This window comes from Nonomuraea sp. NPDC049152, assembly GCF_040648355.1.
Taxonomy (GTDB): domain Bacteria; phylum Actinomycetota; class Actinomycetes; order Streptosporangiales; family Streptosporangiaceae; genus Nonomuraea.
Window position 1 is genome coordinate 58,571 of sequence record NZ_JBEZDO010000016.1, and the last position, 22,620, is coordinate 81,190.

The 22,620-nt window shown below is 71.3% G+C and carries 23 protein-coding genes; 9 read left to right on the forward strand and 14 right to left on the reverse strand.

The window, feature by feature from the left end:
- Positions 1–25: 25 nt before the first annotated feature.
- Positions 26–655: a DUF6758 family protein gene (locus AB0B45_RS27295; RefSeq protein WP_358135882.1), complete on the reverse strand. Its 630-nt coding sequence runs from the start codon at positions 653–655 to the stop codon at positions 26–28.
- Positions 656–729: 74 nt separating this feature from the next.
- On the opposite strand from AB0B45_RS27295, the gene AB0B45_RS27300 reads away from it, so the two are divergent.
- Complete coding sequence (locus AB0B45_RS27300) at positions 730–1,125, forward strand: NUDIX domain-containing protein (RefSeq protein WP_358135885.1); 396 nt, start codon at positions 730–732, stop codon at positions 1,123–1,125.
- 9 nt (positions 1,126–1,134) lie between these two features.
- On the opposite strand, the gene AB0B45_RS27305 is transcribed toward AB0B45_RS27300, so the two are convergent.
- Together AB0B45_RS27305 and AB0B45_RS27310 are read right to left on the reverse strand one after the other, a co-directional pair.
- Positions 1,135–4,350: a hypothetical protein gene (locus tag AB0B45_RS27305; protein ID WP_358135888.1), complete on the reverse strand. Its 3,216-nt coding sequence runs from the start codon at positions 4,348–4,350 to the stop codon at positions 1,135–1,137.
- Between the two features lie 387 nt (positions 4,351–4,737).
- Positions 4,738–5,790, reverse strand: a complete 1,053-nt coding sequence (locus AB0B45_RS27310; RefSeq protein WP_358135890.1) for a type II CAAX endopeptidase family protein — start codon at positions 5,788–5,790, stop codon at positions 4,738–4,740.
- A 96-nt stretch (positions 5,791–5,886) separates the two neighbouring features.
- Between AB0B45_RS27310 and AB0B45_RS27315 the strand changes: the two genes are divergently transcribed.
- The gene (locus AB0B45_RS27315; RefSeq protein ID WP_358135892.1) at positions 5,887–6,567 is read left to right on the forward strand and encodes a hypothetical protein; all 681 of its coding nucleotides are present in this window, start codon (positions 5,887–5,889) and stop codon (positions 6,565–6,567) included.
- Entirely contained in the window at positions 6,564–7,103 is a 540-nt protein-coding gene (locus tag AB0B45_RS27320; RefSeq protein WP_358135895.1) for a DUF6529 family protein, read from the forward strand. The genes AB0B45_RS27315 and AB0B45_RS27320 overlap by 4 nt, the downstream gene beginning before the upstream one ends.
- 90 nt (positions 7,104–7,193) lie before the next feature.
- Here the strand turns inward: AB0B45_RS27320 and AB0B45_RS27325 are convergent, their stop codons facing one another.
- Both AB0B45_RS27325 and uppS read right to left on the reverse strand, forming a co-directional pair.
- On the reverse strand, positions 7,194–8,132 hold the full coding sequence (locus AB0B45_RS27325) for a CoA ester lyase (RefSeq protein WP_358135897.1): 939 nt from the start codon (positions 8,130–8,132) through the stop codon (positions 7,194–7,196).
- Positions 8,133–8,195: 63 nt separating this feature from the next.
- On the reverse strand, positions 8,196–8,957 hold the full coding sequence (uppS, locus tag AB0B45_RS27330; RefSeq protein ID WP_358135898.1) for a polyprenyl diphosphate synthase: 762 nt from the start codon (positions 8,955–8,957) through the stop codon (positions 8,196–8,198).
- Positions 8,958–9,105: 148 nt separating this feature from the next.
- Here uppS and AB0B45_RS27335 point away from each other — a divergent pair, with 148 nt between their 5' ends.
- On the forward strand, positions 9,106–9,456 hold the full coding sequence (locus AB0B45_RS27335) for a hypothetical protein (protein ID WP_358135900.1): 351 nt from the start codon (positions 9,106–9,108) through the stop codon (positions 9,454–9,456).
- Positions 9,457–9,466: 10 nt separating this feature from the next.
- A complete protein-coding gene (locus AB0B45_RS27340; protein WP_358135902.1) occupies positions 9,467–11,467 on the forward strand; it encodes a protein kinase in 2,001 nt (666 codons plus the stop codon).
- A gap of 13 nt (positions 11,468–11,480) precedes the next feature.
- Here the strand turns inward: AB0B45_RS27340 and AB0B45_RS27345 are convergent, their stop codons facing one another.
- Positions 11,481–12,413: an EamA family transporter gene (locus tag AB0B45_RS27345; RefSeq protein ID WP_358135905.1), complete on the reverse strand. Its 933-nt coding sequence runs from the start codon at positions 12,411–12,413 to the stop codon at positions 11,481–11,483.
- Between the two features lie 82 nt (positions 12,414–12,495).
- Between AB0B45_RS27345 and AB0B45_RS27350 the strand changes: the two genes are divergently transcribed.
- Positions 12,496–13,710 carry a CBS domain-containing protein gene (locus AB0B45_RS27350; protein ID WP_358135908.1) on the forward strand — a complete coding sequence of 405 codons (1,215 nt, stop codon included), beginning with the start codon at positions 12,496–12,498 and terminating at the stop codon, positions 13,708–13,710.
- Positions 13,700–14,167 carry a DUF1003 domain-containing protein gene (locus AB0B45_RS27355; protein WP_358135911.1) on the forward strand — a complete coding sequence of 156 codons (468 nt, stop codon included), beginning with the start codon at positions 13,700–13,702 and terminating at the stop codon, positions 14,165–14,167. Before AB0B45_RS27350 ends, AB0B45_RS27355 begins: the two co-directional genes overlap by 11 nt.
- Here AB0B45_RS27355 and AB0B45_RS27360 read toward each other — a convergent pair.
- Positions 14,139–14,582: a MarR family transcriptional regulator gene (locus AB0B45_RS27360; protein ID WP_358135913.1), complete on the reverse strand. Its 444-nt coding sequence runs from the start codon at positions 14,580–14,582 to the stop codon at positions 14,139–14,141. The two genes, AB0B45_RS27355 and AB0B45_RS27360, sit on opposite strands and share 29 nt — an antisense overlap.
- Before the next feature lie 92 nt (positions 14,583–14,674).
- Here AB0B45_RS27360 and AB0B45_RS27365 point away from each other — a divergent pair, with 92 nt between their 5' ends.
- Positions 14,675–15,814, forward strand: a complete 1,140-nt coding sequence (locus tag AB0B45_RS27365; RefSeq protein ID WP_358135916.1) for a P-loop NTPase — start codon at positions 14,675–14,677, stop codon at positions 15,812–15,814.
- 127 nt (positions 15,815–15,941) lie between these two features.
- On the opposite strand, the gene AB0B45_RS27370 is transcribed toward AB0B45_RS27365, so the two are convergent.
- The 5 genes from AB0B45_RS27370 to sigE form a co-directional block, all read right to left on the reverse strand.
- Positions 15,942–16,298, reverse strand: coding sequence for a sec-independent translocase (locus AB0B45_RS27370; protein ID WP_358135919.1), 357 nt, complete (start codon positions 16,296–16,298; stop codon positions 15,942–15,944).
- Positions 16,299–16,404: 106 nt separating this feature from the next.
- Positions 16,405–17,844 carry a trypsin-like peptidase domain-containing protein gene (locus AB0B45_RS27375; protein WP_358135921.1) on the reverse strand — a complete coding sequence of 480 codons (1,440 nt, stop codon included), beginning with the start codon at positions 17,842–17,844 and terminating at the stop codon, positions 16,405–16,407.
- Between the two features lie 72 nt (positions 17,845–17,916).
- Positions 17,917–18,882, reverse strand: coding sequence for a sigma-E factor regulatory protein RseB domain-containing protein (locus tag AB0B45_RS27380; RefSeq protein WP_358135923.1), 966 nt, complete (start codon positions 18,880–18,882; stop codon positions 17,917–17,919).
- Complete coding sequence (locus tag AB0B45_RS27385) at positions 18,879–19,400, reverse strand: zf-HC2 domain-containing protein (protein ID WP_358135925.1); 522 nt, start codon at positions 19,398–19,400, stop codon at positions 18,879–18,881. Before AB0B45_RS27385 ends, AB0B45_RS27380 begins: the two co-directional genes overlap by 4 nt.
- A gap of 1 nt (position 19,401) precedes the next feature.
- Positions 19,402–20,043, reverse strand: a complete 642-nt coding sequence (gene sigE / locus AB0B45_RS27390; RefSeq protein WP_358135927.1) for an RNA polymerase sigma factor SigE — start codon at positions 20,041–20,043, stop codon at positions 19,402–19,404.
- 161 nt (positions 20,044–20,204) lie between these two features.
- On the opposite strand from sigE, the gene AB0B45_RS27395 reads away from it, so the two are divergent.
- A complete protein-coding gene (locus AB0B45_RS27395; protein ID WP_358135929.1) occupies positions 20,205–20,843 on the forward strand; it encodes an O-methyltransferase in 639 nt (212 codons plus the stop codon).
- Positions 20,844–20,901: 58 nt separating this feature from the next.
- Here AB0B45_RS27395 and AB0B45_RS27400 read toward each other — a convergent pair whose 3' ends face one another.
- The gene (locus tag AB0B45_RS27400; RefSeq protein ID WP_358135931.1) at positions 20,902–22,302 is read right to left on the reverse strand and encodes a leucyl aminopeptidase; all 1,401 of its coding nucleotides are present in this window, start codon (positions 22,300–22,302) and stop codon (positions 20,902–20,904) included.
- A gap of 74 nt (positions 22,303–22,376) precedes the next feature.
- On the reverse strand, positions 22,377–22,544 hold the full coding sequence (locus AB0B45_RS27405) for a DUF3117 domain-containing protein (RefSeq protein WP_020545024.1): 168 nt from the start codon (positions 22,542–22,544) through the stop codon (positions 22,377–22,379).
- Positions 22,545–22,620 lie beyond the last annotated feature (76 nt).

Below are 22,620 nucleotides of genomic sequence, written 5' to 3' on the forward strand. Positions count from 1 at the left end.
CAGCGAAGGGGGACAGGGCACGAGCTTAACCTTCGAGCCTCGGTGTGAAGGCGCCGAAGGGCAGGTCGAAGTCCTGGTCGTGTTCGCGCATGTCACGCAGGGTCAGCTGGTCAAGGACGATGAAGCATCCTGCGTCGGCCGGCCACACGATGGTCCAGAGCCAGTTGCCGAGCGCCTCGCCCGCGTAGACGGCCCTGTCGTCGGGCGCGCGGACGCACCACAGCGCGGTCGGATGCCCGAGCACGTCGATCTTGGCGTTGGGCGGGCCTTCGCCGAAACCGCCGCCGGGATCGGGGCCGTCGAGGCCTGCGAAGGTCGCGCCGAGGCCCACGCCGGGCTCCTCGGCGATGACGACCATGTCGGCGGGCCCGTGCGTGACCGAGGGGCCCGTCAGCGCGACCAGGCTTGCTCGTGCACCCGTGCGCTCGTCGCCCGCCAGGCCGAACCCCGTCACCAGCCAGCCGGGCGGGAGCGGCCACGGCAGCCACACAGGGACGACCGAGCTCTGCCGCACGGAATCGCGGGCCGCGTCGGATGGCTGCAGCGACTGGAAGGGCAGGACATCGCCATGCGCGCCACAGCGCCACGCGCTCGACCACGCGCTCGGGGCATGAAGCGGGCCAAAGCATCGTGGACAGGTTGGTGCCGCTCTCACAGCTACTCACGGTGCGTCGCCGAGCACCGATCCGTCAAGGGCGGAGCTCGTTATGCCGCCGTAATCTTGGCCATGTGCGCGTAAATTGTGTGGGCGCGATCATCGTCGCGGGCTCGGGCGAACTGCTGCTGATCAGGCGCGGACACCCGCCCGGCGAGGGGCTGTGGTCGGTCCCAGGGGGCAGGGTCGAGGCAGGCGAGAGCGACGAGGACGCGGTCCGCAGGGAGGTCACGGAGGAGACGGGCCTGGTGGTGGCGGTCGGGGCGCTGGCGGGCGCGGTCGAGCGGCCTGGGCCCGGCGGGGTCGTCTACGTGATCCGCGACTACCTGGCCACGGTGGTCTCGGGGTCGCTCGCGCCCGGCGACGACGCGGCGGCCGTGCGCTGGTGCTCGCGCGCGGAGCTGGACGACCTGCCGCTGACCGACGGCCTGCTCGCCGCCCTCCTGGCGTGGGACGTCCTGCCGCCGTGACGTCGCGGGTCACCGGTCCGACGACAGCGTGGACGTCCAGAGGATGAGGTGGTCGGAGTTGTAGGTCGTCGAACGGCCGAGCGCCACCACGTTCGCGCCGGAGACCGTGACGGCCCCGAGCCACTGCGCGCCCTCGCCGCCCAGCTTGTCCCTGGTCAGGTCCTGGCGGTTCCAGGACAGCCCGTCCTCCGAGGTCCAGGCCGCGCTGTCGCCGCTGCCCGGAGCGCCGTGCCAGCCCACCGCCACCAGCCCCTGGGGCGCGGAGGCCAGGTCGTGGACCGCGGCGGCCTGCTCGGCAGGGAGCCAGGAGTAGCTCCACGTCACACCCTCGTCGTCGGACACGGCGGCGAACGCCTTGCGGGAGCCCGACACCTGCGCGGTGCCCATGGCGACGATCCGCTCGCCGTACCAGACGACCTGGCGCAGGCCCGCGGAGGTGGCGCTGGGCGGGAGGAGGCGCTCGCGCGCCTTCCACGTGAGGCCGTCGGCGGAGATCCAGACGACGCCGCTCTCACGCTCGGCGCTGCCCGAACCGCCCACCGCGACGTAGGCGCTCTGGCCGGCGGCGACGTCGTGGATGCGGACGCCCGCGCCATCACGCGGCAGCTTCGCCACGCGGCTGAACTTGCGCAGGTCGGTCGTGTACCAGAGCGCGGCGCCTGCCGTACCGGAGGTCGATCGGTCCTCGCCGGCGATCACGTAGCCGTCCTCGCCCGCGGCCACCGACTGCATCGCCAGGTACGGCTGGCCGTCGGCGCGGGCGGGCCCGTCGATCTTCTTCCACGAGCGGCCGTCCGCGGAGCCGACGAGTAACGGCTCGGTGGAGGAGGCGTCCGGCATGGTGGTGCCGACGGCCAGCCAGCCCCTGCGTCCGTGCGCGAGGTCGGTGAGCTCCTGCTGACGGGGGGCGCCGAGCGTGACGGACTTCCAGTCGACGGCGTTCGTACTGGTCCAGATGCCCGCGTCGCCAGAGGCCGAGCCGACCGCGACGAACCGGCCGTCGGCCGCCGCCACTCTGGCGGTCTCGCGCGCGACCCTGGTCAGGCCCTTGATCTCGGCCAGCGGTACCTTCGCGGCCTGGTCGCCGTCCTTGGAGGTCATCAGCACGAGCTGGTTGTCGACGTCGGCGGCGGCCTGGTCGCCGCCGACGACCAGCGTGCCCGAGTCGGCCATGGTCAGCCCGCGCACGGTCGCGCCCGGCATGCTGCCGAGGTCGGCCCGTTTGGTCCACTTGTCGGCGTCGGCGCTGGTGTAGACGGTGTAGCTGTCGAGGCCCGACTGGCTCACGGCGGCCAGGCCCCCGGTGTGGGCGACGACCGCGTTGACGCCCGTGCTCTGCGCGCCGAGCCCGCCGATCGAGCCGCACCTGGTCCACTCCGCGCCGGTGGGCGAGCAGTAGACGTACACGTCGCCCTTGGGGTCGCGCTGCCTGGTCGGGATCAGCACGAAGCGCTGAGGGAGCACGGCGAGCGTGCCCTGCCTGGGCGCGACGTCGGGCAGCTGGGTGGCGGTGCGAACCCAGGTGCGCCCGCCGTCCGTCGACCGCATGACGACCGAACCGCCGCCCTGGGCGGGCTGGGCGAGGACGACGACCTGGTCCTCCCTGGCCACGACGGTCTTGAACTCGCGGACCTTGTCGGGCGTGCCGATGTCGCGGCTGTCGACCCGCGTCCACACGCGGCCGTCGGGCGAGTGCCACGCGACGGGGCCCGAGGTGCCGTCCTGCAGGACCGTACGGCCGACGGCGACGAAGCCCGACGTGGTCCTGGCGATGTCGTGGATGAGGTCGCCCTGCCTGAACGCCCGCAGGCCGCTCTGCTCGACGGCCGTCCACGTCGATCCGTCGGCGCTCGTCCACAGGCCCCGCTCGTCGCCCATCCCGTCCTGCCCGAAGGCGAGCCAGCCGCCGTTCGCGCCGACGACCCGCTGGACGGTGGTGGTCGTGGAACCGGTGACGTTGGCGAGCTGCCAGGTGGCGCCGCTGTCAGGGGAGAAGAGGAACAGCGGGCGCGGGACGGGGCTGGTGGTGTCGCTGCCGACCGCCACCACGGCCTTGCCCACGGCGACCAGGTCGTTGAGCTTCTGGTTGGAGCCGTCGCCCGCCGCGGGGACCACGAACAGCTCGTCGCCCGAACGGCTGGAGCCCGCGGCCAGGCGGAGGCCCTGCTGGCCCACGTTCCACAGCTGCCAGAGGATCACGCCTGCGGCCACGGTCAGGGCGAGGGTGATCACGATCAGGTAGGGGCCGATGGGGCGGCGCCGCCTGACCGGGCTCGACCTGCGGATCGCGGAGGGCGCGGGGCCCCGGTGGTGCCTGCCCGCCGCGCCGCCCGGCGGGGTCGGGCCGGAGGCGACGAGAAGGTCGGGCCGGGTCGGGCGACCCCCCGGCGGCCGCCCGACCCTGCGAACGGGCTCTCCCGCGCCCTGATCCTCGCCGGCGACACGCTCGGACTCCTCGGAGCCGCGCTCGACCCCCCCGGCGCCGTGTCCGGACTCCCCGGGCTCGAATCCCCCGGTACCGCGTCCCGGATCCGCGGCGACACTCCCGGACCCCGCGGCACCGCGTCCGGACTCTGTGGGGATTTCGCCGGGGACGCGTTCGGGCTCGGTGGGGATCTCGGCGCGCACGGGGATGCGCGGCGTGTGTGCTCCGTCTCCGTCCCGCCGACCGCGGTGGACCTCCTGCGGCTCCTCGTGGACCTCGGGGTTCGTCGGCTCGTGCCGCGGCGAGGATGTCCTGTACGGCTCGACGCGGGCCTTGGGCGGGCCCGTCCTGACCCCCGGCGGGCGAGGATGCGGCGCGGTCGCCCTGTCCCGCTCGGCCCGGTCGCGGTCGCGCGCGGTCGGCTCCCCGCCCTCCTCGGCGCGCGTCTCTGGCGCGGCGCCCGAGCGTTGGGCGCTCGGATCGGTCCCCGGGGGCTGGGCGCTCGGGGGTTCGGTGCTCGGTGGCGAAGTGCTCGGTGGCGAGGTGTTCGGGGGTTGGGTGGCGGGTTCGGGGTGGGGTGGCTGGGGGCGGGGTGGGCCCGACGCGACCAGTTTGTCGGGGTGCACGGTCCTGCGGGGGCGGCGCGGCTCGCTCTCCTGCGGCCTGGTCTCGTGCGGCGCGGCCGGTGAGCTGTACGGCCTGCGCCCCTTCGGCCAGGCGGCGGCCTCGCCCTCGCCCTCGTCGTCCTCAGGCGTGGGCGAGGCGAACGGCGGCATCCCCCACGGCGAGGCGACAGGCACTCCGCGCGTGTGGTCGTCCCTCGGCCCTGGGGGCGCGTGCCTGATTCTGGGCTCCTCCGGCGTACCCGATCCGCCAGGGGGACGCGGCTCGCCCTCCTTGTGCGCCGCGTCCTCGGGTGAGCGAGGCTCTGGAGCGCGCGGACCGTCGTCCGGCGGTCGCCGTGGTGAGCGCGGATCGCTGGGGCCCGAGGCCACGCGACGCACCTCCTAGTCGGAAATGTCCGGACCGTTCCAGTTATGTACGCCTATTTCGGGAGACGCACGCCGGTACTTCTACCCCGTCCACCGAAATGATCACCTGTGCACGCCTCCACAGAATCCAGACCAACACGCCCGCGCCGCGATGGCGAGACCTCTCTAGCGAGATTCATGGAACCCCTGCGCGCTTTATGGAGAAACGGTGCTGATCGCCCGCTTTCTCGCCAGCCACAGCACCCCGACGGCGAACACCGACAGCTGCACCGCGGTCCCCACCAACGACTGCCACGGCACCGCCCCCTGCTGCATGGCCTCATCGAGGTCACCTGCCGCCGCGCTGAGCCCGAAGGCCAGTGTGTTGTTCACCACGTGCATGGCGATCGCCGCCTCCAGCCCGCCGGTCTTCACCGCCAGCCAGCCCATGAGGACCCCGAAGCTGAACACGTCGAGGATGCCCCAGTCGGTGTAGGCGTGCAGCGCCGCGAAACCGGCGGAACCGAGCACGATCCCGGGCCACGGCGACCGGATGTAGGCGCCGAAGGCCTGCAGGAGCCAGCCGCGAAAGACGTACTCCTCCGCCGCCGCCTGGAACGGCACCAGCAGCACGATCACCACGAGCGCGGGCAGGAACGTCGCCCACCCCTTCCACCCGAGCAGTTCCGAGGTGTCCTCGCCGGTGAGGACGTAGGCCACCCAGAGCGCCCCCTGGCCGAGCAGCAGCGCCACCACGCCGATGCCCGCGCACTGCGCCAGCCATCCCCATCGGATGCGTCCCACGACCGACGAGAGCGTGCCCGGCGGCCTGCGCTGGAACAGCGCCGCCACCCCGAACACGATCGGAAGCACCGCGGCGATCGACAGCAGCGTCACCGCGAGTCCGAACACCGGGTCGCCGAACAGCTGCTGCCCCGTCAACGGCATCGGCATGCCGATGATCCCCGCCACGATCATCCCGGCCAGCACCACGAAGAAGGCCATCCCGAAGAAGGCCAGCGCCACGACCAGCGTGCCGACGACCTGCCGCCACCAGGCGTTCAGCGGGTTCCTCGCCAGGTGGTCGTACCCGGTGCCCCTGGGCGCGGGCAAGAACCACGGCTGTTTGGCGGGCTGCATGCCGTATTGGCCCTGCGGGTAAGGCCCTGGTTGGTACTGCGCGCCGTACGGCGGCTGCGGGCCGTACGACGGCTGCGGGCCGATGGGCGGCTGCGGGCCGTAAGGAACCGGCGGCTGGTTGTCGTGCATCCCTTCATTCTGTCCGGGCGGATGCGCATAAGTTCACAGACAAGGGGGCGGATAAGGCGGATTCTCGGGGGAGACATCCGAACTTGGGGAGCACTCATGTCAAGGCTGGGGCCGTTCATCACCCTGGCGGCGGGCGCCGCGCTCGCCGCGGGATTGGGTGTGGCCAGCACCATCGCGGCGCCAGTGGACCAGACCGCCGCCACCGCCACCTCCGTACCGGTCGCCGAGGCGACCTCCACACCGACCGCGTCAGCGGCCCTCTCGCCCACGAAGTCCCCGCCGCGAGCGGCCGTGAAGGCCGACTACGCGGGCCGGGTGCGGGGCAACGGCGGGCTCGTCGCCGTCTCCATCCGGAACGGCAAGGCCGTCGGCTACTTCTGTGACGGCAGGACCGAGGCCTGGTTCGCGGGAAAGGCGACCGACGGCCAGATCGCCCTGAAGGGCTTCGGCGACGCCAGCCTCACGGCCGTCGTGGGCGGCGGCAAGGCGAAGGGCGAGCTGGCCATCAGTGGTAAGACCTGGAACTTCACCGCACCCACGGTCAAGAAGCCCTCAGGCCTCTACCGGGCGACCGCGCAGGTGCGCGGCGCGCGCTACCGGGCCGGGTGGATCGTCCTGCCCCGCCGAGACGGCAACGGGTTCATCCAGGTCGGGGCCATGGTCAAGAACGGCCAGCCGGTGCCCGTGCCCACGATCACACCGGGTTCGCGCGTCACCATCGACGGCGACACCGTCACCCCCAAGGACGTCGACGCGTTCATCGAGGAGATGCCATGACCATCGTGGTGGAGAAGCGCACGGCCGCGGGCCTGCTGGTGCCGCTGCTGGTCGGCGCCCTGGTCATGGTCGCGCTCGGCGTGTACGGACGCCTGCACACGCCCACCGGCTTCGCGGTCGGACCCGCCGGGTTCTCGGGGGCCCTGGCGATGAAGGCCTGGCTGACGACGGGGGCGTTCCTGCTGGCGATCGTGCAGGTGGTCTCGGCGCTTTCGATGTGGGGCAAGCTCGGGGTCGCCATCCCCGCGTGGGTGCACAGGTGGTCGGGGAGGGTGGCGTTCCTGCTCACCGTCCCTGTCGCCTTCCACTGCCTGTACGCGCTCGGGCTCCAGTACGACGTGCCCAGGGTGCTGGTGCACTCGTTCCTCGGGTGCTTCTTCTACGGGGTGTTCGCCTCGAAGATGCTGGCGCTGCCGCGGAAGGGGCTGCCGGGCTGGAGCCTGCCGGTGCTGGGAGGCGCGGTGTTCGTGGCTCTGGTCGGTCTGTGGCTGACCTCGTCGTTCTGGTTCTTCACCACGATCGGCGTCAAGTTCTGAGCCCTCGAGGTGAGCCCGGACCCTCCCGGCCCCGGGCGTCCTTCGGAGACCCACGGGGCTCAGGAGCTCAGGAGCTCAGGGGCGCGGGTCTCAGGAGTTCGGTGTGAAGGTGGTGGTGCGCCGGAGGCCGGCGGCGCGGCCCTTGGCGGCCACCACCAGCGCCATCTTGCGTGACGCCTCGTCGATCATCTCGTCGCCGAGCATCACCGCGCCCCGCCGCTCGACCGTCGTGTAGTACTCGTACGCCTCAAGGATCAGCTCGGCGTGGTCGTAGTCCTCCTGCGCCGGCGAGAACACCTCGTTTGCCACCTCCACCTGCAGCGGGTGCAGCACCCACTTCCCGTCGAACCCCAGCGCCGCCGCCCTGCGCGCCACCCGCCGGTACCCGTTGAGATCCTTGATCTGCAGGTACGGCCCGTCGATCACCTGGAGGTCGTGCGTGCGGGCCGCCATCAGCAGCCGCATCAGGATGTAGTGGTAGGCGTCGCCCTCGGTGTAGCCGGGCGGCTGCTCCCCCACCACCAGGGTGCGCATGTTGATCGAGGCCATGAAGTCGGCGGGCCCGAACACCAGCGTCTCCAGCCGCGGCGAGGAGCCCGCGATGGCGTCGGCGTTCACCAGGCCGCGCGCGTTCTCGATCTGGGCCTCGATGCCGATGCGCCCCACCTCGAAGCCCATCGTCCGCTCGATCTGGGTGAGCAGCGTGTCGAGCCACATCACCTGGGTGGGGTCCTGCACCTTCGGCAGCATCACGCAGTCGAGGAACTCCCCCGCGCCCTCCACGACCTCGATCACGTCGCGGTAGGTCCACTGGGTGGTGAGGTCGTTCACCCTGACGACGCGCACCTTGCCGCCCCAGTCGCCCTCGCGCAGAGCGGCCACGATGTTCTTGCGCGCCTCCTCCTTGGCCAGGGGCGCGACCGAGTCTTCGAGATCGAGGAAGACCTCGTCGGCGGGGAGGGTCTGGGCCTTCTCGAGGAAGCGCGGGTTGGATCCCGGGACCGCGAGGCAGGAACGGCGTGAGCGCATGCCCAAACGCTAGCGCCGCCCCTCGCCGAAGGGCAGCCTGGGCCCTTCTACCGCTCCCATACGTCACGCCCCGCGAGAGGCACCCAGGCGGGCGGCGTAGGAGCGGAGGGCGCGCAGGAAGTCGATGTGGCGGAACCCTGGCCAGTACACCTCGCAGAAGTGCAACCGCGCCGCGGCGGCCTGCCAGATCAGGAACCCCGACAGCCGCTGCTCCCCGCTCGTCCTGATGATCAGGTCAGGATCGGGACGACCCGCGGTGTAGAGGTGGGCGGCGATGTCGTCGGCGGTGATCGTGCGGGCGAGCTCGTCGATCGGCACCCCCGCCTCAGCCCTGTCGGTCAGCAGGGACCGCAGCGCGTCGACCACCTCCTGCCGCCCGTCGTACCCGATGGCGACGGTCAGGTGGAAGCCCGCCCTGTCGCGCGTACGGTCGACGGCGAGCTTGAGCGCGTGGGCCGTGGAGTCGGGCAGCTCGTTGAGTCGTCCCGCCACGTGGAGCCGCCAGCGGGTGGCCGAGCCGACCAGCCGGCCCGCGATGATCTCCTCGATCAGCCGCATGTAGAAGGCGACCTGACCGGATTCGCGCTTGCGGACGTTGTCGACGGAGGCGACGTAGATGGTGACGTGCCTGATGTCGAGGTCGGCGCACCAGCCGAGGACGGTCTCGATGTGCTCGACGCCGTGGCGGTGCCCTTGGCTCGGGTCGTCCAGGCCCATCTCCCTGGCCCATCGCCTGTTGCCGTCCATCACCAGGGCGACGTGGGCGGGGAGGGGTCCCTTCAGCAGCCGGGAGCGCAGGTGCCGGGCATAGAGGGCATGGAGCACACCCAGCACCATAGTCCGATGCACGGGCGACGTTGCGGGCGCCCGCCACGTCCTGCTGGAGTGGCGTGGGAGACGGGCGCCGGCCCCGTGACCGCGGTGGGCTGGGGGCGGCTTGCCGTACGGAGCCAAGAGAGGCGGAGGAGAGCGCGTGGGAGCGATCGAGGAGGGCGCGAAGAAGTCCGGAGTGTTGTGGGTGCACCTGGATCGGCCGCGGCTGGCGTGGCATATCTGGCACGATGGGTCGATCTATCTGGTTACCGGCGGCGGGGAACAAAATCTGCCGGGGCTGGATCAAAAGGACAGCGTTCGGGTGACGCTGAGAAGCAAGGACAACGGGGCGGAGCTGGTGGTGTTCGACGCGGCTGTCGAAGTGGTGGACCAGGCGCGGGCGGCCGAGGCCGTGGCCGCGCTGGCCAAGGAGCGGCTCAACGCGCCCGACGCGGCCGGGCTGATCGACCGTTGGGCAGATACCTCCACCGTTGTACGACTTACCCCATAAGGTGCATTAAGTGCAGAATCTACGGCCGCTCCTGGCGCATGAGGCCGCTCGCGTGGGCGACTACGAGCTGCTCGGACGGCTGGGCGAAGGCGGCCAGGGGGTCGTCTACCTGGGCAGATCATCCTCGGGCGAGCTCGTTGCCGTCAAGATGCTGCACGCCAGGTTCTCCGGCGACCCCGCCGCGCGTGACCGCTTCCTGAGGGAGGTGGCCGCGGCCAGGAGGGTCGCGGAGTTCTCCACCGCCAGGGTGCTCGACGCCTCGACGGACGGCGACAGGCCGTTCATCGTGAGCGAGTACGTGGAGGGCGTCTCCCTCGACGAGCTGGTCAGGGAGAGCGGCCCGCGCGCCGCGGGCGCCCTCGAACGGCTCGCGGTGGGGACGATGGCCGCCCTGGCCGCCATCCACAGAGCGGGGGTCGTCCACCGCGACTTCAAACCCAGCAACGTGCTCCTGGGCCTCGACGGCGCCAGGGTCATCGACTTCGGCATCGCCAAGGCGCTGGACGCGACGACGGCCAGCGCGAGCGGCCTGATCGGCACCCCCGCGTACATGTCGCCCGAGCAGATCTCGGGCGAGACCGTGGGACCCCCCTCCGACCTGTTCGCGTGGGCGGTGACGATGGTGTTCGCGGCGACGGGACGTCCCGCGTTCGGCGGCGACAGCGTGCCCGCGATCTTCCACCGGATCCTCACCAAGGAGCCCGAGCTGCCCGGGCTGGCCGAGCCGCTCGGCTCGCTGGTCGCGGCCTGCCTGGCGAAGGACCCGTCGGCGCGCCCGACCGCCCAGGAGGCGCTGCTGCGCCTCGTCGGACACCAGCCCGAGGTACGGCCCGCGCCCGCCGAGCAGGCATCGCCCGAGGAGGCGGGGGCGCCGGCGACGCTCCAGGAGGCCGGGATGCCGCCGACGCTCCTGGAGACCGGGATGCCGCCGACACGCCTCGAGACCGGGACGCCGCCGACACGCCAGGAAACGGCGCGACCGGAGGACGCCGCGCCACCGAAGGAGACGGCACAGCCGCGAGACGCCACGCCACCGAAGGAGACCGGACAGCCGACGGACGCCGCGCCACCAAGGGAGACGGCACAGGCGAGAGACGCCGCCGCGCCGTCAAGAGACAGCGCGCCGTCAAGAGACGCCGCGCCGCCGAGGGACGCCGCGCCACCAAGAGTCCCCGCGCCGCCGAGGGGCGCTTCGGCGCCTCAGGAAGCGGAGCGGCCGAGGAAGGCGACAGGGCGCATAGACAAGGCCAGGGAAGCCACGGTGGCCCTGCAGGCCGTGGACGAGGCCGCGACCGCTCCCGGCATTCCGTCCTCCCCGGCGAGGCCGGCCAGGCGCAGGACGCGCCGCCAGCAGGACCCGGCGCCGGTCGAGCCGATCCCCACGGCCCTCCTGCCCCACCTGGGCGACGACCCGCCGCAGCGTCCCACGAAGCGCAGACGGCTGCGGCCCGCCCTGCTGCTGGCCACGGTGGCCGTGGCTGCCATGTTCTCAGCGGTGGTGGTGATCGTCCCCCAGCTCATGTCGAACGGAGGGAACGCCGCCGATCCGCCGTTCCAGCAGCAGGCCGTGGAACCCGGACCGGGCTACCAAGGCGGTGACGAGGACCCGCCCATCGCGCAGCCCACCAGGGCCAAGCCGAAGGCGAGCGTGTCACTTCCCTCGCTGGACGGCTGGCACGTGGACGACGCCGTCGCACGGCTGGAGAAGCTCGGTCTGGTGGCCAAGGTCGATCGCGTCTCCGACGACGGGGTGGCCATGGACTTCGTGATCTCGACGTCGCCCGCCTCGGGCCGCGTGGCCAAGGGCAGCACGGTGATCGTCACCGTCTCCACGGGCCCCGAAGGGAAGCAGGTCCCCGACCCGTCGCAGGAAGCCACCGCCGACCCTGGCGACCAGCGGCCGGAGCCGACGGACGAGGCGACGGAACCGCAGCAGCCGACGCCGCCGTCCACGTCCGCCGAGGAGACCCCCACCCCCGAGCCCGAACTGACCGAGCTCAAGGGCGGCTGAGGTCCCGTGCCGGTCAGACGGGGCTGAGCTCGCGCACGGGCTCGACGACGGGTTTGGCGGTCGCGGTCTGCGCCACCAGCGCGCCGCTGATCACGATGAGGCCGCCGATGATCTGGAACAGGCCGAGCGACTCCCCGATCAGCGCCCACGCCACCACCGCGCCGCCGATCACCTCGAGCGAGGCGACGGTGGCGCCCACAGCGGCCGACAGCCGGCGCACCGCGTTGACGCCGAGGATGTAGGCGACGACGGTCGCCACGACGACCATCCACACGTAGGCGCCGAGCACCGGCAGCGTGTGCCCGCCCAGCGTGGCCTGCTTGGTGAACACCTCCCACGGGATGTTCCACGGCCGCGAGAACGGCAGCAGCACGACGGCCGCGCCGATCATGCCCCAGGCGATGAGCCCGAGCGGATCCACGTCGTCCCCGAAGCTATCGCTCATCAGGAAATATCCGGCGCAGCACGCGCCCGCCGCCAATCCGAGCACTAGGCCGATCGCGTCGATCCGCATCCCCTGCCACGCCTCGACGACAATGGCGAGCCCCGCGACCGCGACCACCGCGCCCACGAACGCCGCGCGCGGCAGCCGTACCCTCCTGACGAAGCGCACCCACACCACGACCATCACCGGCGCCATGAACTCCAGCAGCAGCGCGATCCCCACCGGCAACCTCGTGATGGCCACGAAATAGAGGGCCTGAACCCCGGCCACCGCCATCACCGCGTAGGCGCCGAAGAACGGCAACCTGGACCGCGGGATGCGCAGCGCCCGGGGCTTCACCACCACCAGCACCGCCAGCAGCAGCAATCCCGCGCCCGCCATGCGGGCCCACACGGCCTCGAGGGGGGCCAGCCCCGCCGCGCCGAGAAACTTCGCCATCGGTCCCGAGAAGGCGAAACACCACGACGAGACGAAGGCGATCGCCAATCCTGCGTACTTCATATGTCACCACCAATTAGAGGTTTTGATACTTACATGCCCGTCGCAACGGAGGCAATGCCTCCGGCCCGGTTACGCTGCTGAAGTGAGGATCTTCGTTGCCCGGCTGGCGGGCACCGCGGTCTTCGATCCGGCCGGCGACCAGATCGGCCGCATCAGGGACGTCGTCGTGGGCATGCGCCCCGCGCAGAACCCACGCGTCCACGGCATGGTGGTCGAGGTCCAGCCCCGCCGCAGGGTGTTCCTGCCCATCACCAGGGTCCGCGGCATCGAGGCGGGTTCGGTCATCTTCACCGGGCGGCTGAACGTGCGCAGGTTCGAGCAGCGCGCCACCGAGATCCTCGTCCTCGGCCAGATGCTCGACCTGACGGTCGAGGTGGGCGGCGAACCGATGATCGTCTACGACCTCGCCATGGAGGAGGTACGGCCGGCCACCTGGGAGATCACCAAGGTCGCGGTCGTCAGAAGGAAGCGGCGCGAGCCGAGGATCGTCGACTGGCGCGAGGTCTCCGGCTTCGACACCCTCCAGAAGGACCAGGGCGCCGCGGGCCTGATCGCCGCCTTCGAGTCGATGCGCGCGGCCGACCTGGCCAACGCCCTGCACGCGCTGCCCGACAAGCGGCGGATCGAGGTCGCCGCGGCGCTCGACGACGAGCGGCTCGCCGACGTCCTTGAGGAGTTGCCGTTGCGCGACCAGATGGGCATCCTCGGCACCCTCGCGCCCGAGCGGGCCGCGGACGTCCTGGAGGAGATGGACCCCGACGACGCCGCCGACCTGCTTCAGGACCTGCCTGAGCAGCAGGCGGCGCGGCTGCTGGCGCTGATGGAGCCGAGAGACGCCGCGCCGGTCCGCAGGCTGCTGTCCTACGACGAGAACACCGCGGGCGGCATGATGACCACCGACCCGGTGATCCTGCCGCCCAGCGCCACGATCGCCGAGGCGCTCGCGCGGATCAGGCAGAAAGACCTGCCTCCCGCGGTGGCCGCCCAGGTCTTCGTCACACGCGCGCCGAACGAGACGCCCACCGGCACCTACCTCGGAGTCACGCACTTCCAGCGGCTGCTGCGCGACCCGCCGTCCACGCTGCTCGGCGCGGTCATCGACGCCTCGCTCGACCCGATCAGGCCGGGGCTGCCGCTGACCGAGGTCACCTCCTACCTGGCCACCTACAACCTCGTGGCGGCTCCCGTCGTCGACGAGCTCGGCCAGCTCGTGGGCGCGGTCACCGTCGACGACGTCCTCGACCACCTGCTCCCAGAGGGCTGGCGCGACGCCGAGGACTGGCGCAATGGCGATTGACCGGCTCGACCAGCCGAGAGAGCTGAGGCGCAGCTTCCGCCCCCACTACGACCCCGAGGCGTTCGGGAAGCTGTCGGAGGAGATCGCCCGCTTCCTGGGCACCGCCCGGTTCATCGTCTACATGACCGTCTTCGTGGCGGTCTGGATCGGCTGGAACGCCCTCGCACCCGATCGGCTGGCCTTCGACCCGTATCCGTTCATCTTCCTGACGCTGATGCTCTCGCTCCAGGCCTCCTACGCGGCGCCGCTGATCCTGCTGGCCCAGAACCGGCAGGACGACCGCGACCGCGTGCAGTACGAGCAGGACCGGCTGGCCGGCGAGCGCAACCAGGCCGACATCGAGTATCTGACCCGCGAGGTCGCGGGGTTGCGCATGGCCATCGGCGAGCTGGCCACCCGCGACTTCCTCCGCTCGGAGCTGCAGCGCTTCAGCGAGGAGCGACCAGAATCTTCGTGAGCATCGCGGTGCACTGCGCGAGCTCCTCGGGCTCCAGCACGTCGAGGAACTCGGCGCGGATGCCGCGCAGGTAGGTGGGCGTGGCCTCGGCCAGCCGTACGGCGCCGGTCTCGGTCAGGACCGCGAACAGGCCGCGGGCGTCGTCGGCGCACGCCTCGCGCTGGACGAGCCCGTCGCGCTGCAGGCGGTCGATGAGCCTGGTCAGGCCGCTGCGCGAGAGCAGGACCCGGTCGGCCAGGTCGTTCATCCGCAGCCGCCACTCCGTCGCCTCGGAGAGCTGGAGCAGCACGTCGTAGGAGGCCAGCGCCAGGTCGTGGGCGGCGAGCAGCTCGCTTTCCAGGCGTCGGGTGATGCGCACCTGGGCCCGCTGCATCATGCGCCAGACGGTCGACTCCTCGGGCGAGATCACCACCATGGCGGCATCCTACTGAGAAGAACGGCCGCGATCAGGTAGCCAGATCGAGCCCTACGTTCGGCATATCCGGTCTGGGTTCATACCATGGACTCATGGCACCTTCCCCGGAACAGGTGACAGCCGCACTCGCCACGGTCAACGACCCCGAGATCCGCCGGCCGATCACCGACCTTGACATGGTCAAGAGCATCGACATCTCCCCTTCGGGGGCGGTCGTCGTAGGCATCTACCTGACAGTGGCGGGGTGTCCGTTGAAAGACACGATCACCCGCGACGTCACCAACGCAGTCTCCAAACTCGACGGCGTCTCTGGCGTGCGCGTCGAGCTCGACGTGATGAGCCAGGACCAGCGCAAGACACTGCAGACCAAGCTGCGCGGCAACAGGGCTCCGGAGAAGGAGATCCCCTTCAACCAGCCGGGTTCGCTGACCCGCGTGTTCGCGGTGGCCAGCGGCAAGGGCGGCGTGGGCAAGTCGTCCGTGACCGTCAACCTGGCCGCGTCGATGGCCTCGCAGGGCCTCAAGGTGGGCATCGTCGACGCCGACATCTACGGCCACAGCATCCCGCGCATGCTCGGCGCGTCGGAGCGTCCCACCAAGGTCGAGGACATGATCATGCCGCCGGTGGCGCATGACATCAAGGTCATCTCGGTCGGGATGTTCAAGCCCGAGGGCAACTCGCCCGTGGTGTGGCGCGGCCCGATGCTCGACCGCGCGCTGCACCAGTTCCTCGCCGACGTCTACTGGGGCGACCTCGACGTCCTGCTGCTCGACCTGCCGCCGGGCACCGGCGACATCGCGATCTCGGTCGCGCAGCGCCTGCCGGGCGCGGAGATCCTGGTCGTCACGACGCCGCAGATGGCTGCGGCGGAGGTGGCCGAGCGCGCGGGCAGCATCGCCGCCCAGACGCACCAGCAGATCGCCGGCGTCATCGAGAACATGGCGTGGCTGCCCTGCCCCCACTGCGACGAGAAGATCAACGTCTTCGGTGAGGGCGGCGGCCAGATCGTGGCCGACGCGCTGACCAGGACGCTGGGCGCCAGGGTGCCGCTGCTCGGTCAGGTGCCGATCGACACGCGCCTGCGCGAGGGCGGCGACGAGGGCAAGCCGCTCGTCCTGACCGACCCGGACTCGCCCGCCGCGGCCGAGCTCGGGCGCATCGCGACTGCGCTGTCCAAGCGCGGCTCCAGCATCAAGGGCCTGCAACTGGGCCTGTCACCGGCGGGCCGCTGATCATCCAGTACGGCACGCCCACGTAAGCCCACCGTGGTCACCGCTCGCCGCCCGTCCATCACGGGACTCCAGCGGCGACGGTGACCACCGTGACGTCCAGGCGGGACCAGCGCGGCGTGAAGGCCGCTCAGGTGGCCTCGGAGTCGTAGGGGGGCAGCTCGCCGTATCCGAGCTCGGAGAAGGGCTCAGCAGCGCCCACAGGCGCGGGCTCGAGCGCCGCGGGGGTGGAGTTCCACGCCTCTTCCGCGTCGTCCAGCAGATGCCTGCGCACGAAGTTCTTCGGGTTGAGGTCGGCGGGGTCGAAGTCGGAGAACTCCGGGCCGAGCCCCGCCTTCAGGTCGTCGCGCGCGCTGGTCGCCATGCGTCGCAGGTTGCGCAGCGTCTTGCCCGCCTGAGACGCCGCCTGCGGCAGCTTGTCAGGACCGAAGACCAGCAGCGCGATCACGACGAGCGCCCCGACCTCCATCCAACCGAGTCCGAACACCGCAAGCTCCTACCACTGTGCAACCGGTTCCGGGGACAACCCCGGCCAGTTCCAGACTAAGGGTTCGCCCGGGCGATGGAGCACCCAATCCGGGCGAGACCCGCGATCATGACGGCTTGGGGGTGGGCTCCTTCTCGGCGGTGACGACGAGAGAGGCCATCCGCTCCTCGCCGCCGCGCTTGTACTTGATGGAGATCTTCGAGTTGGGGTCCTTGCTGCGGATCAGCGAGATGAGCTCGGTGCTGTCCTGGATGCGCAGGCCGTCGATCTCGAGGATGATGTCGCCCGCCTTCAGGCCCGCCTTGCCCGCGGGCCCGTCGGCCTCGACCGGCTGGCGGCCCTGCGCGGGCTGGGAGGCGATGCGCACGCCCTCGCCGCGATAGCCGGAGTCGACCATGATGCCGATCTTGACCCGCTTGGCCGAGCCGGTGGTGACGATCTCCTGGGCGACGCGCCTGGCCTGGTTGATCGGGATCGCGAAGCCCAGGCCGATGCTGCCGCTCTGGCTGGAGACCGCCCTGCTGAGCGTGGCGATCGCGGAGTTGACGCCGACGACCTCGCCCCTGGTGTTGACCAGCGGCCCGCCCGAGTTGCCCGGGTTGATGGCCGCGTCGGTCTGGATGGCGCTGATGTAGGCGGGATCGGGATCGTTGTCCTCGCCCGCCACGACGGGCCTGTTGAGCGAGCTGACGATGCCGGTGGTGACGGTGCCGGTGAGGCCGAGGGGCGAGCCGATCGCGATCACGGGGTCGCCGACGACGACCTGGTCGGAGTTGCCGAGCTTGATCTCCGGCGTGCCGAACGTCTGGTCGGGCTTGACCACGGCCAGGTCGGAGCCGGGGTCGCGGCCGACGATGCGAGCATTCGTGGACTTGCGGTTGTTGAAGACGATCTTGATGGCGCCGCCCTGGGCGGCGAGTGCGACGACGTGGTTGTTGGTCACCACGTAGCCGCCCTTGATCAGGAAGCCGGAGCCGGTGCCCGCGTCGGCGCTGCCCTCGACCTCGAGGGAGACCACGCTGGGCAGCACCCGCGAGGCCACGCCCGCGATCGTGTCGGGCGCCCTGCTGGTGTTGCCGGACGGCGCGGGGTCGAGCGAGTAGGAGGGGTCGGTGCCCGAGCTCTGCCTGGTGAGCAGGTAGGTGCCGACACTGCCCATCAGCGAGGCGAGCAGCGCGATCACCACGGCCAGCGCGACCAGCACACCGGTGCTCGGCCCGCGGCGCGCGGGAGCGAACCCGCCGTCGGCGGGCGTGGGCGGCGGCCCCCATCCGTGACCCATGCCGACCGCCTGCGTGGGCGGCGGAGGGCCCTGATCCGTGGCGCCGAACATGGCGGTGTCGTTGGCGGCCGACCGCCCCGACGGGTCGCCCCAGCCGGTGCCGTACGGCTGGGCAGGCGGGAGCTGCTCATCACGATCCCAGCCGAGCTGCTCGGTCCGCGCGCTCTCCCACCCGTCGTGGGCGGGAAGGAAGTCAGGCCGTCCCTGCGGCTCAGCGAGGTCCGACGGCGTGCGTCCGTCTGCTGGGCGCGTCTCGTCGGTCATCTAGTCTCACTACTCCTTGTTCGGACACCGCAACTTTCTCGGGTGCGGCGTACGAGAGTTGTCAAGCGAGCGTCAGGCGAACGGGTTGACCCAGGAAAGCACACGATCGGCGCCGCGGGCGAACCGCTGCCAGAAGCCAGGCTGCGCCTCGTGCGGCAGCTCACCGATCGCGGCCTTGGCCACGTCCGCGGGAGCGTCCGTGACCACGGTGTAGACATGGCCCCCACTCGCCCAGATCATCTCCAGTTCTGCAGCGTCCCGGATCCAGATCGTATTCCCGTCGCGACGCTGACTAAGCCAGCCCGTCAATCGCTCCTCGTCGAGAATGCCCCGCTGAACAAACACTGACACAACGGATACTCCATCTGAGTATCCCAGCTTCAGGTAGCCCGCGCTCTCGGCGGCGTTGGCCAGCTCGAACCCGCCGGGCAGCACGCTGGGGAAGCTCCACCCCCGCGCTCTCAGACGCGCGGCCGTCGACGGGCCGGGCGCCGGCCTCTCGGCCGCGATGGCCTGGGCCAGCGGAACGGGTGTGGGAATCGTCACCTCGACGAACGCCTCGGCCTGCGCCACGCCGCCGTGGCCGTCGAGCACCTCGCGCCGCAGCGGGATCCCGCTCGCCGTGTCGATCCAGTAGCGGGCGGCCAGGCGCCCGTCGTGCCGTACCGCCTCGACCATGCGCGCCGCCCTGCCGCAGACGCTGCCGCCGCGCGCCTCGACCACCCGGTAGTTGGCGCCAAGCGTGCGCAGCATCCCGTCGGAGGGGGAGAGCAGGCCGCCCGCCGGCGTCCCGGGGTCGGTGGCCCGCGCGTCGACCGTCATGCCGGAACCAGGTGTGTTGCGTACGGCGAGCACCGCGCCGTCGGTGGTGAACAGCGTGCCCGCGTACGGCCGCTCCCTCGCGGCCAGCGCCGACTGCCTGAGCAGGGGCAGCCCCGTGTCCTCGTTCTCGGAGTCGTCGGGCACGGCGTGGGCCGCGCCCGACAGGCCGAGGGCCATCGGAAGCGCCAGCGTGAGGACGGCGGGCAGCCGCCTCACGGCGTGGCGGAAGGCGGGTTGCCGTAGGGCGCCGTGGTCTTGTGGACCTGCTTGAACACCTCGACCGGAGGGGAGACGGAGGGGCCCTGGTCCTGCCCGGCCACCACGAACAGCGTGCCGAGGGCGACCGCCGCGGAGACGACGCCTACGGCCACATAGGCCGGACGCCTGCGGGACCGTCCGGGCCTCGACGAAGAGCCTGAGGTTCCTCGAGGCCTGTTGTCGGGCGGAGCGATGCTGCGCGGGCCTGGAAGCGGAACGCCGCCGAAGGTCGGAAAGGGCCGCTCCCTGGGCGGCATCGGGTCACCCGGCTCACCCATCCGCAGCAACGACATGGTCAGGTCAGCCGGCATCGGGGGGCCTTCGAGCGACCGCAGGCGCGACTTCAGCGCCCGCATCGACTCGACCTCCCTCCTGCAATCGGCGCAGAAGGCCAGGTGAGCAAGGGCGCGCTCACGCTCGGCGTGGCGCAGCTCGCCGTCCACAAGCGCGGATGCGCGTTCTCCTAGGTGCGACATATCAGACTTCCTCCCCACGGGTCACGGTCGGGGGGAGTTCAGAACTACGGGGCGCCCTGTGGTCCAGCGCCTCCCGTAGCTGTGCCCGGCCACGGTGGATCCTGCTTCTGACCGTGCCGAGCTTCACGCCGAGCGTGGCCGCGATCTCCTCGTACGACAGGCCTTCGATGTCACACAGCACGACCGCCGCCCTGAACTCGGGGGCGAGGGAGTCGAGTGCGGCCTGGATGTCAGGCTCCATGTGCGCGTCGTCCCACGCCTGGGCGGGCGAGGGCTCGCGACCCTGCAGCCGCTCGGCCGCGTCGTCGCCGAGACCCTCGAAGCGGATCCGCTGCCTCCTGCGCGCCATGTCGAGGAACAGGTTCGTGGTGATCCTGTGGAGCCAGCCCTCGAAAGTGCCGGGTGTGTAGCTCGACAGCGACCTGAAGACCCGGACGAAGACCTCCTGGGTGAGGTCCTCCGCATCGTGCACGTTGCCGGTCAACCTGTACGCAAGCCGATACACGCGTGCGGAGTGCGTCCGCACCACTTCCTCCCAGGTGGGAGGAGTCCATTCAGACACATCTGACACGTGAGGATCGGCCTGGTGGTCGCTTCCGTCCACCAGCACTCCTCTCTCTGGGACCACCGCCGCTACCGTCATAGTGCCTGGTTTCGTCCCTTCGTGCGCACTGCCTGCCTTCAGGACCGGCAAAGCCCGTTTAAACCTGCAACGCGTTGGGCGCGACCAGAGTTCCCGTCCTGGCGTGTCTCCCCTAGGCTGCGATCGGTGACCAATTGCACGGAAGTGGGGAGGAGAGGCCGATGACCAGCCCGGTAGAGGCCACTCTGGCCTATGCGGAGCAGTTCCATCAGGAAGATGAGATCCTGCACGCGGCGCGGCAGCGCGGCCACGAGATGGGCGCGCCTCCCATCCTTCCCGGAGGCGGTGCCGCGCTGTGTTTCCTCGCCACCGCGCTCAACGCGCGCTCCGTGGTGGAGATCGGCACGGGGTGCGGGGTGTCGGGGCTGTGGCTGCTGCGCGGCATGCGCGCCGACGGCACGCTCACGAGCGTCGACGTCGAGCCCGAGCACCAGCGCCTGGCCCGGCAGAGCTTCGCCGAAGCGGGCTTCTCCGGCGGGCGGATCAGGCTGATCATCGGGCGGGCGCTCGACGTGCTGCCCCGGCTGTCCGACGGCGGCTACGACCTGGTGTTCGCCGACGCCGCCAAGCAGGAGTACGCCGACTACCTGGCCGAGGCGGTGCGCCTGCTGCGCGTGGGCGGGATCGTCGCCTTCGACAACGCGTTGTGGCACAACAGGGTGGCCGACCCCTCCCAGCGTGATCCCGACACGGTCGCGGTGCGGGAGCTGGGCAAGCTCGTGCAGGGCGACGACCGGTTGCGGCCGCTGATGATGCCGCTCGGCGACGGCCTGCTGGCCGCCGTCAAGATCTCCGACTGAACGGCGGCGCCCCGCGGGCTCGTGGAGCGAGCGCCGCGGGGCGGATCCGGCGGGCGGCTCAGGGACGGGTGAGCCAGTCGAGCAGGAGGCGGACGCCGAAGCCCGTCGCGCCCTTGGTCGTCGTGCCCTCGTCGACCGTGCTCCGCCCCACGCCCGCGATGTCCAGGTGCGCCCATGGACGCTTGCCCGTGAACTCCCTCAGGAACAGCGCCGCGGTGATCGAGCCCGCGCCGTAGCGCCCGCCGAGGTCGGCGTTCTGCATGTCGGCGATGGGCGAGTCGAGCGCGGGACGGTAGTCGTCGATCAGCGGCATCCGCCACAGCCGGTCGTCGGTCCCGGTGCCCGCCGCGATGAGCGCGTCGGCCAGCTCGTCGTCGGAGGAGTAGACGGCGCCCATGTTGCGCCCGAGCGCGACGCTGATCGCCCCGGTCAGGGTGGCGATGTCGACCATCGCGTCGGGGTCGAGCACCGCGTCGGCGTAGGCGAGCGCGTCGGCGAGCACCAGGCGGCCCTCGGCGTCGGTGTTGGTCACCTCGACCGTCGTGCCGCCGTAGTGCGTGATGACGTCGCTGGGCCGCTGGGCGGTGCCCGACGGCATGTTCTCGGCCGCGGCGATCAGGCCGGTGACCCGTACGCGGGAGCCCAGGGCGGCCAGGGCGCCCATGACCGCGATGACGACCGCGCCGCCCGCCATGTCGGTCTTCTGGGTCTTCATGTTGTCGGTCGGCTTGAGCGACAGGCCGCCGGAGTCGAACGTGATGCCCTTGCCGACCAGCACGACGTGCCGGTCGGCGCCTTCGGGGGCGTAGGAGAGCTGGATCAGCCGGGGCGGGTGGATCGAGCCCTGCCCGACGGCCAGGATGCCGCCGAACCCGTCAGCGCGCAGCTCCTCCTCTTCCCAGACCTTGACGTCGAGGCCAGGACCCGCCGCCTGGTCGGCCAGCCACGCGGGGGTCTTGGTGGAGGAGGGGGTGTTGGTCAGGTCGCGGGCCAGCGCGACGGCCTGGGCGACGGTCTCGCCCCGCCGTACGGCCTCCTCGTCGGCGCCGACGAGGGCGAGCGCTCCCACGGGCGCCGTGCCCTGGGCGCCGATCTTGAAGGTGTAGGCCGCCAGCAGCGCGGCCTCGGTGAAGATCGCGCTGTCGCAGGAAGGGAGCACGACGGTCAGGGACGGCTTGCCCTTGGCCCTGCGGGTCAGGGTGGCGGCGGCCTTGCGGACGGCACGCGGCGAGCCGTCGCCGACGCCGTACAGCAGGACCCTGCCCACCGCGTCGCCGCGAGTGACGGGGATCTCGACGATCTCACCCGCCTCGCCCTTGGCCTCGTAGTGGGCCAGCAGCGCGGCCACCGGCACGGGCAGCTCGACCTGGGGGTCCAGGTCCGAGTCGTACGGCACGGCCAGCAGTGCGGAGTCCGCGGGCGCTTCGGGGAGCACGGACACCGTCGTCTGGATGGGCACGGGATAATCTCCAAACGTGATCGGCCCCGGCGGAGGTGCGCCAGGGCCGTTCGATCAGGTGGTTGAGCCGGCGGTCAGCCGACCACGTTCTTCAGCGCTTCGCCCAGCGCCTTCGCCTCGTCGGCCGAAATCTCCACGACGAGCCGGCCGCCACCCTCGAGCGGGACCCGCATGACAATGCCGCGCCCTTCCTTGGTGACCTCCAGCGGACCATCGCCGGTCCGCGGCTTCATCGCCGCCATGCGTGTATCCCTTCCTGCCATGGACTCCGCGGTTGCGATCAACGACCGCCCCGGTGGGTGGCCGACGCATTCACGT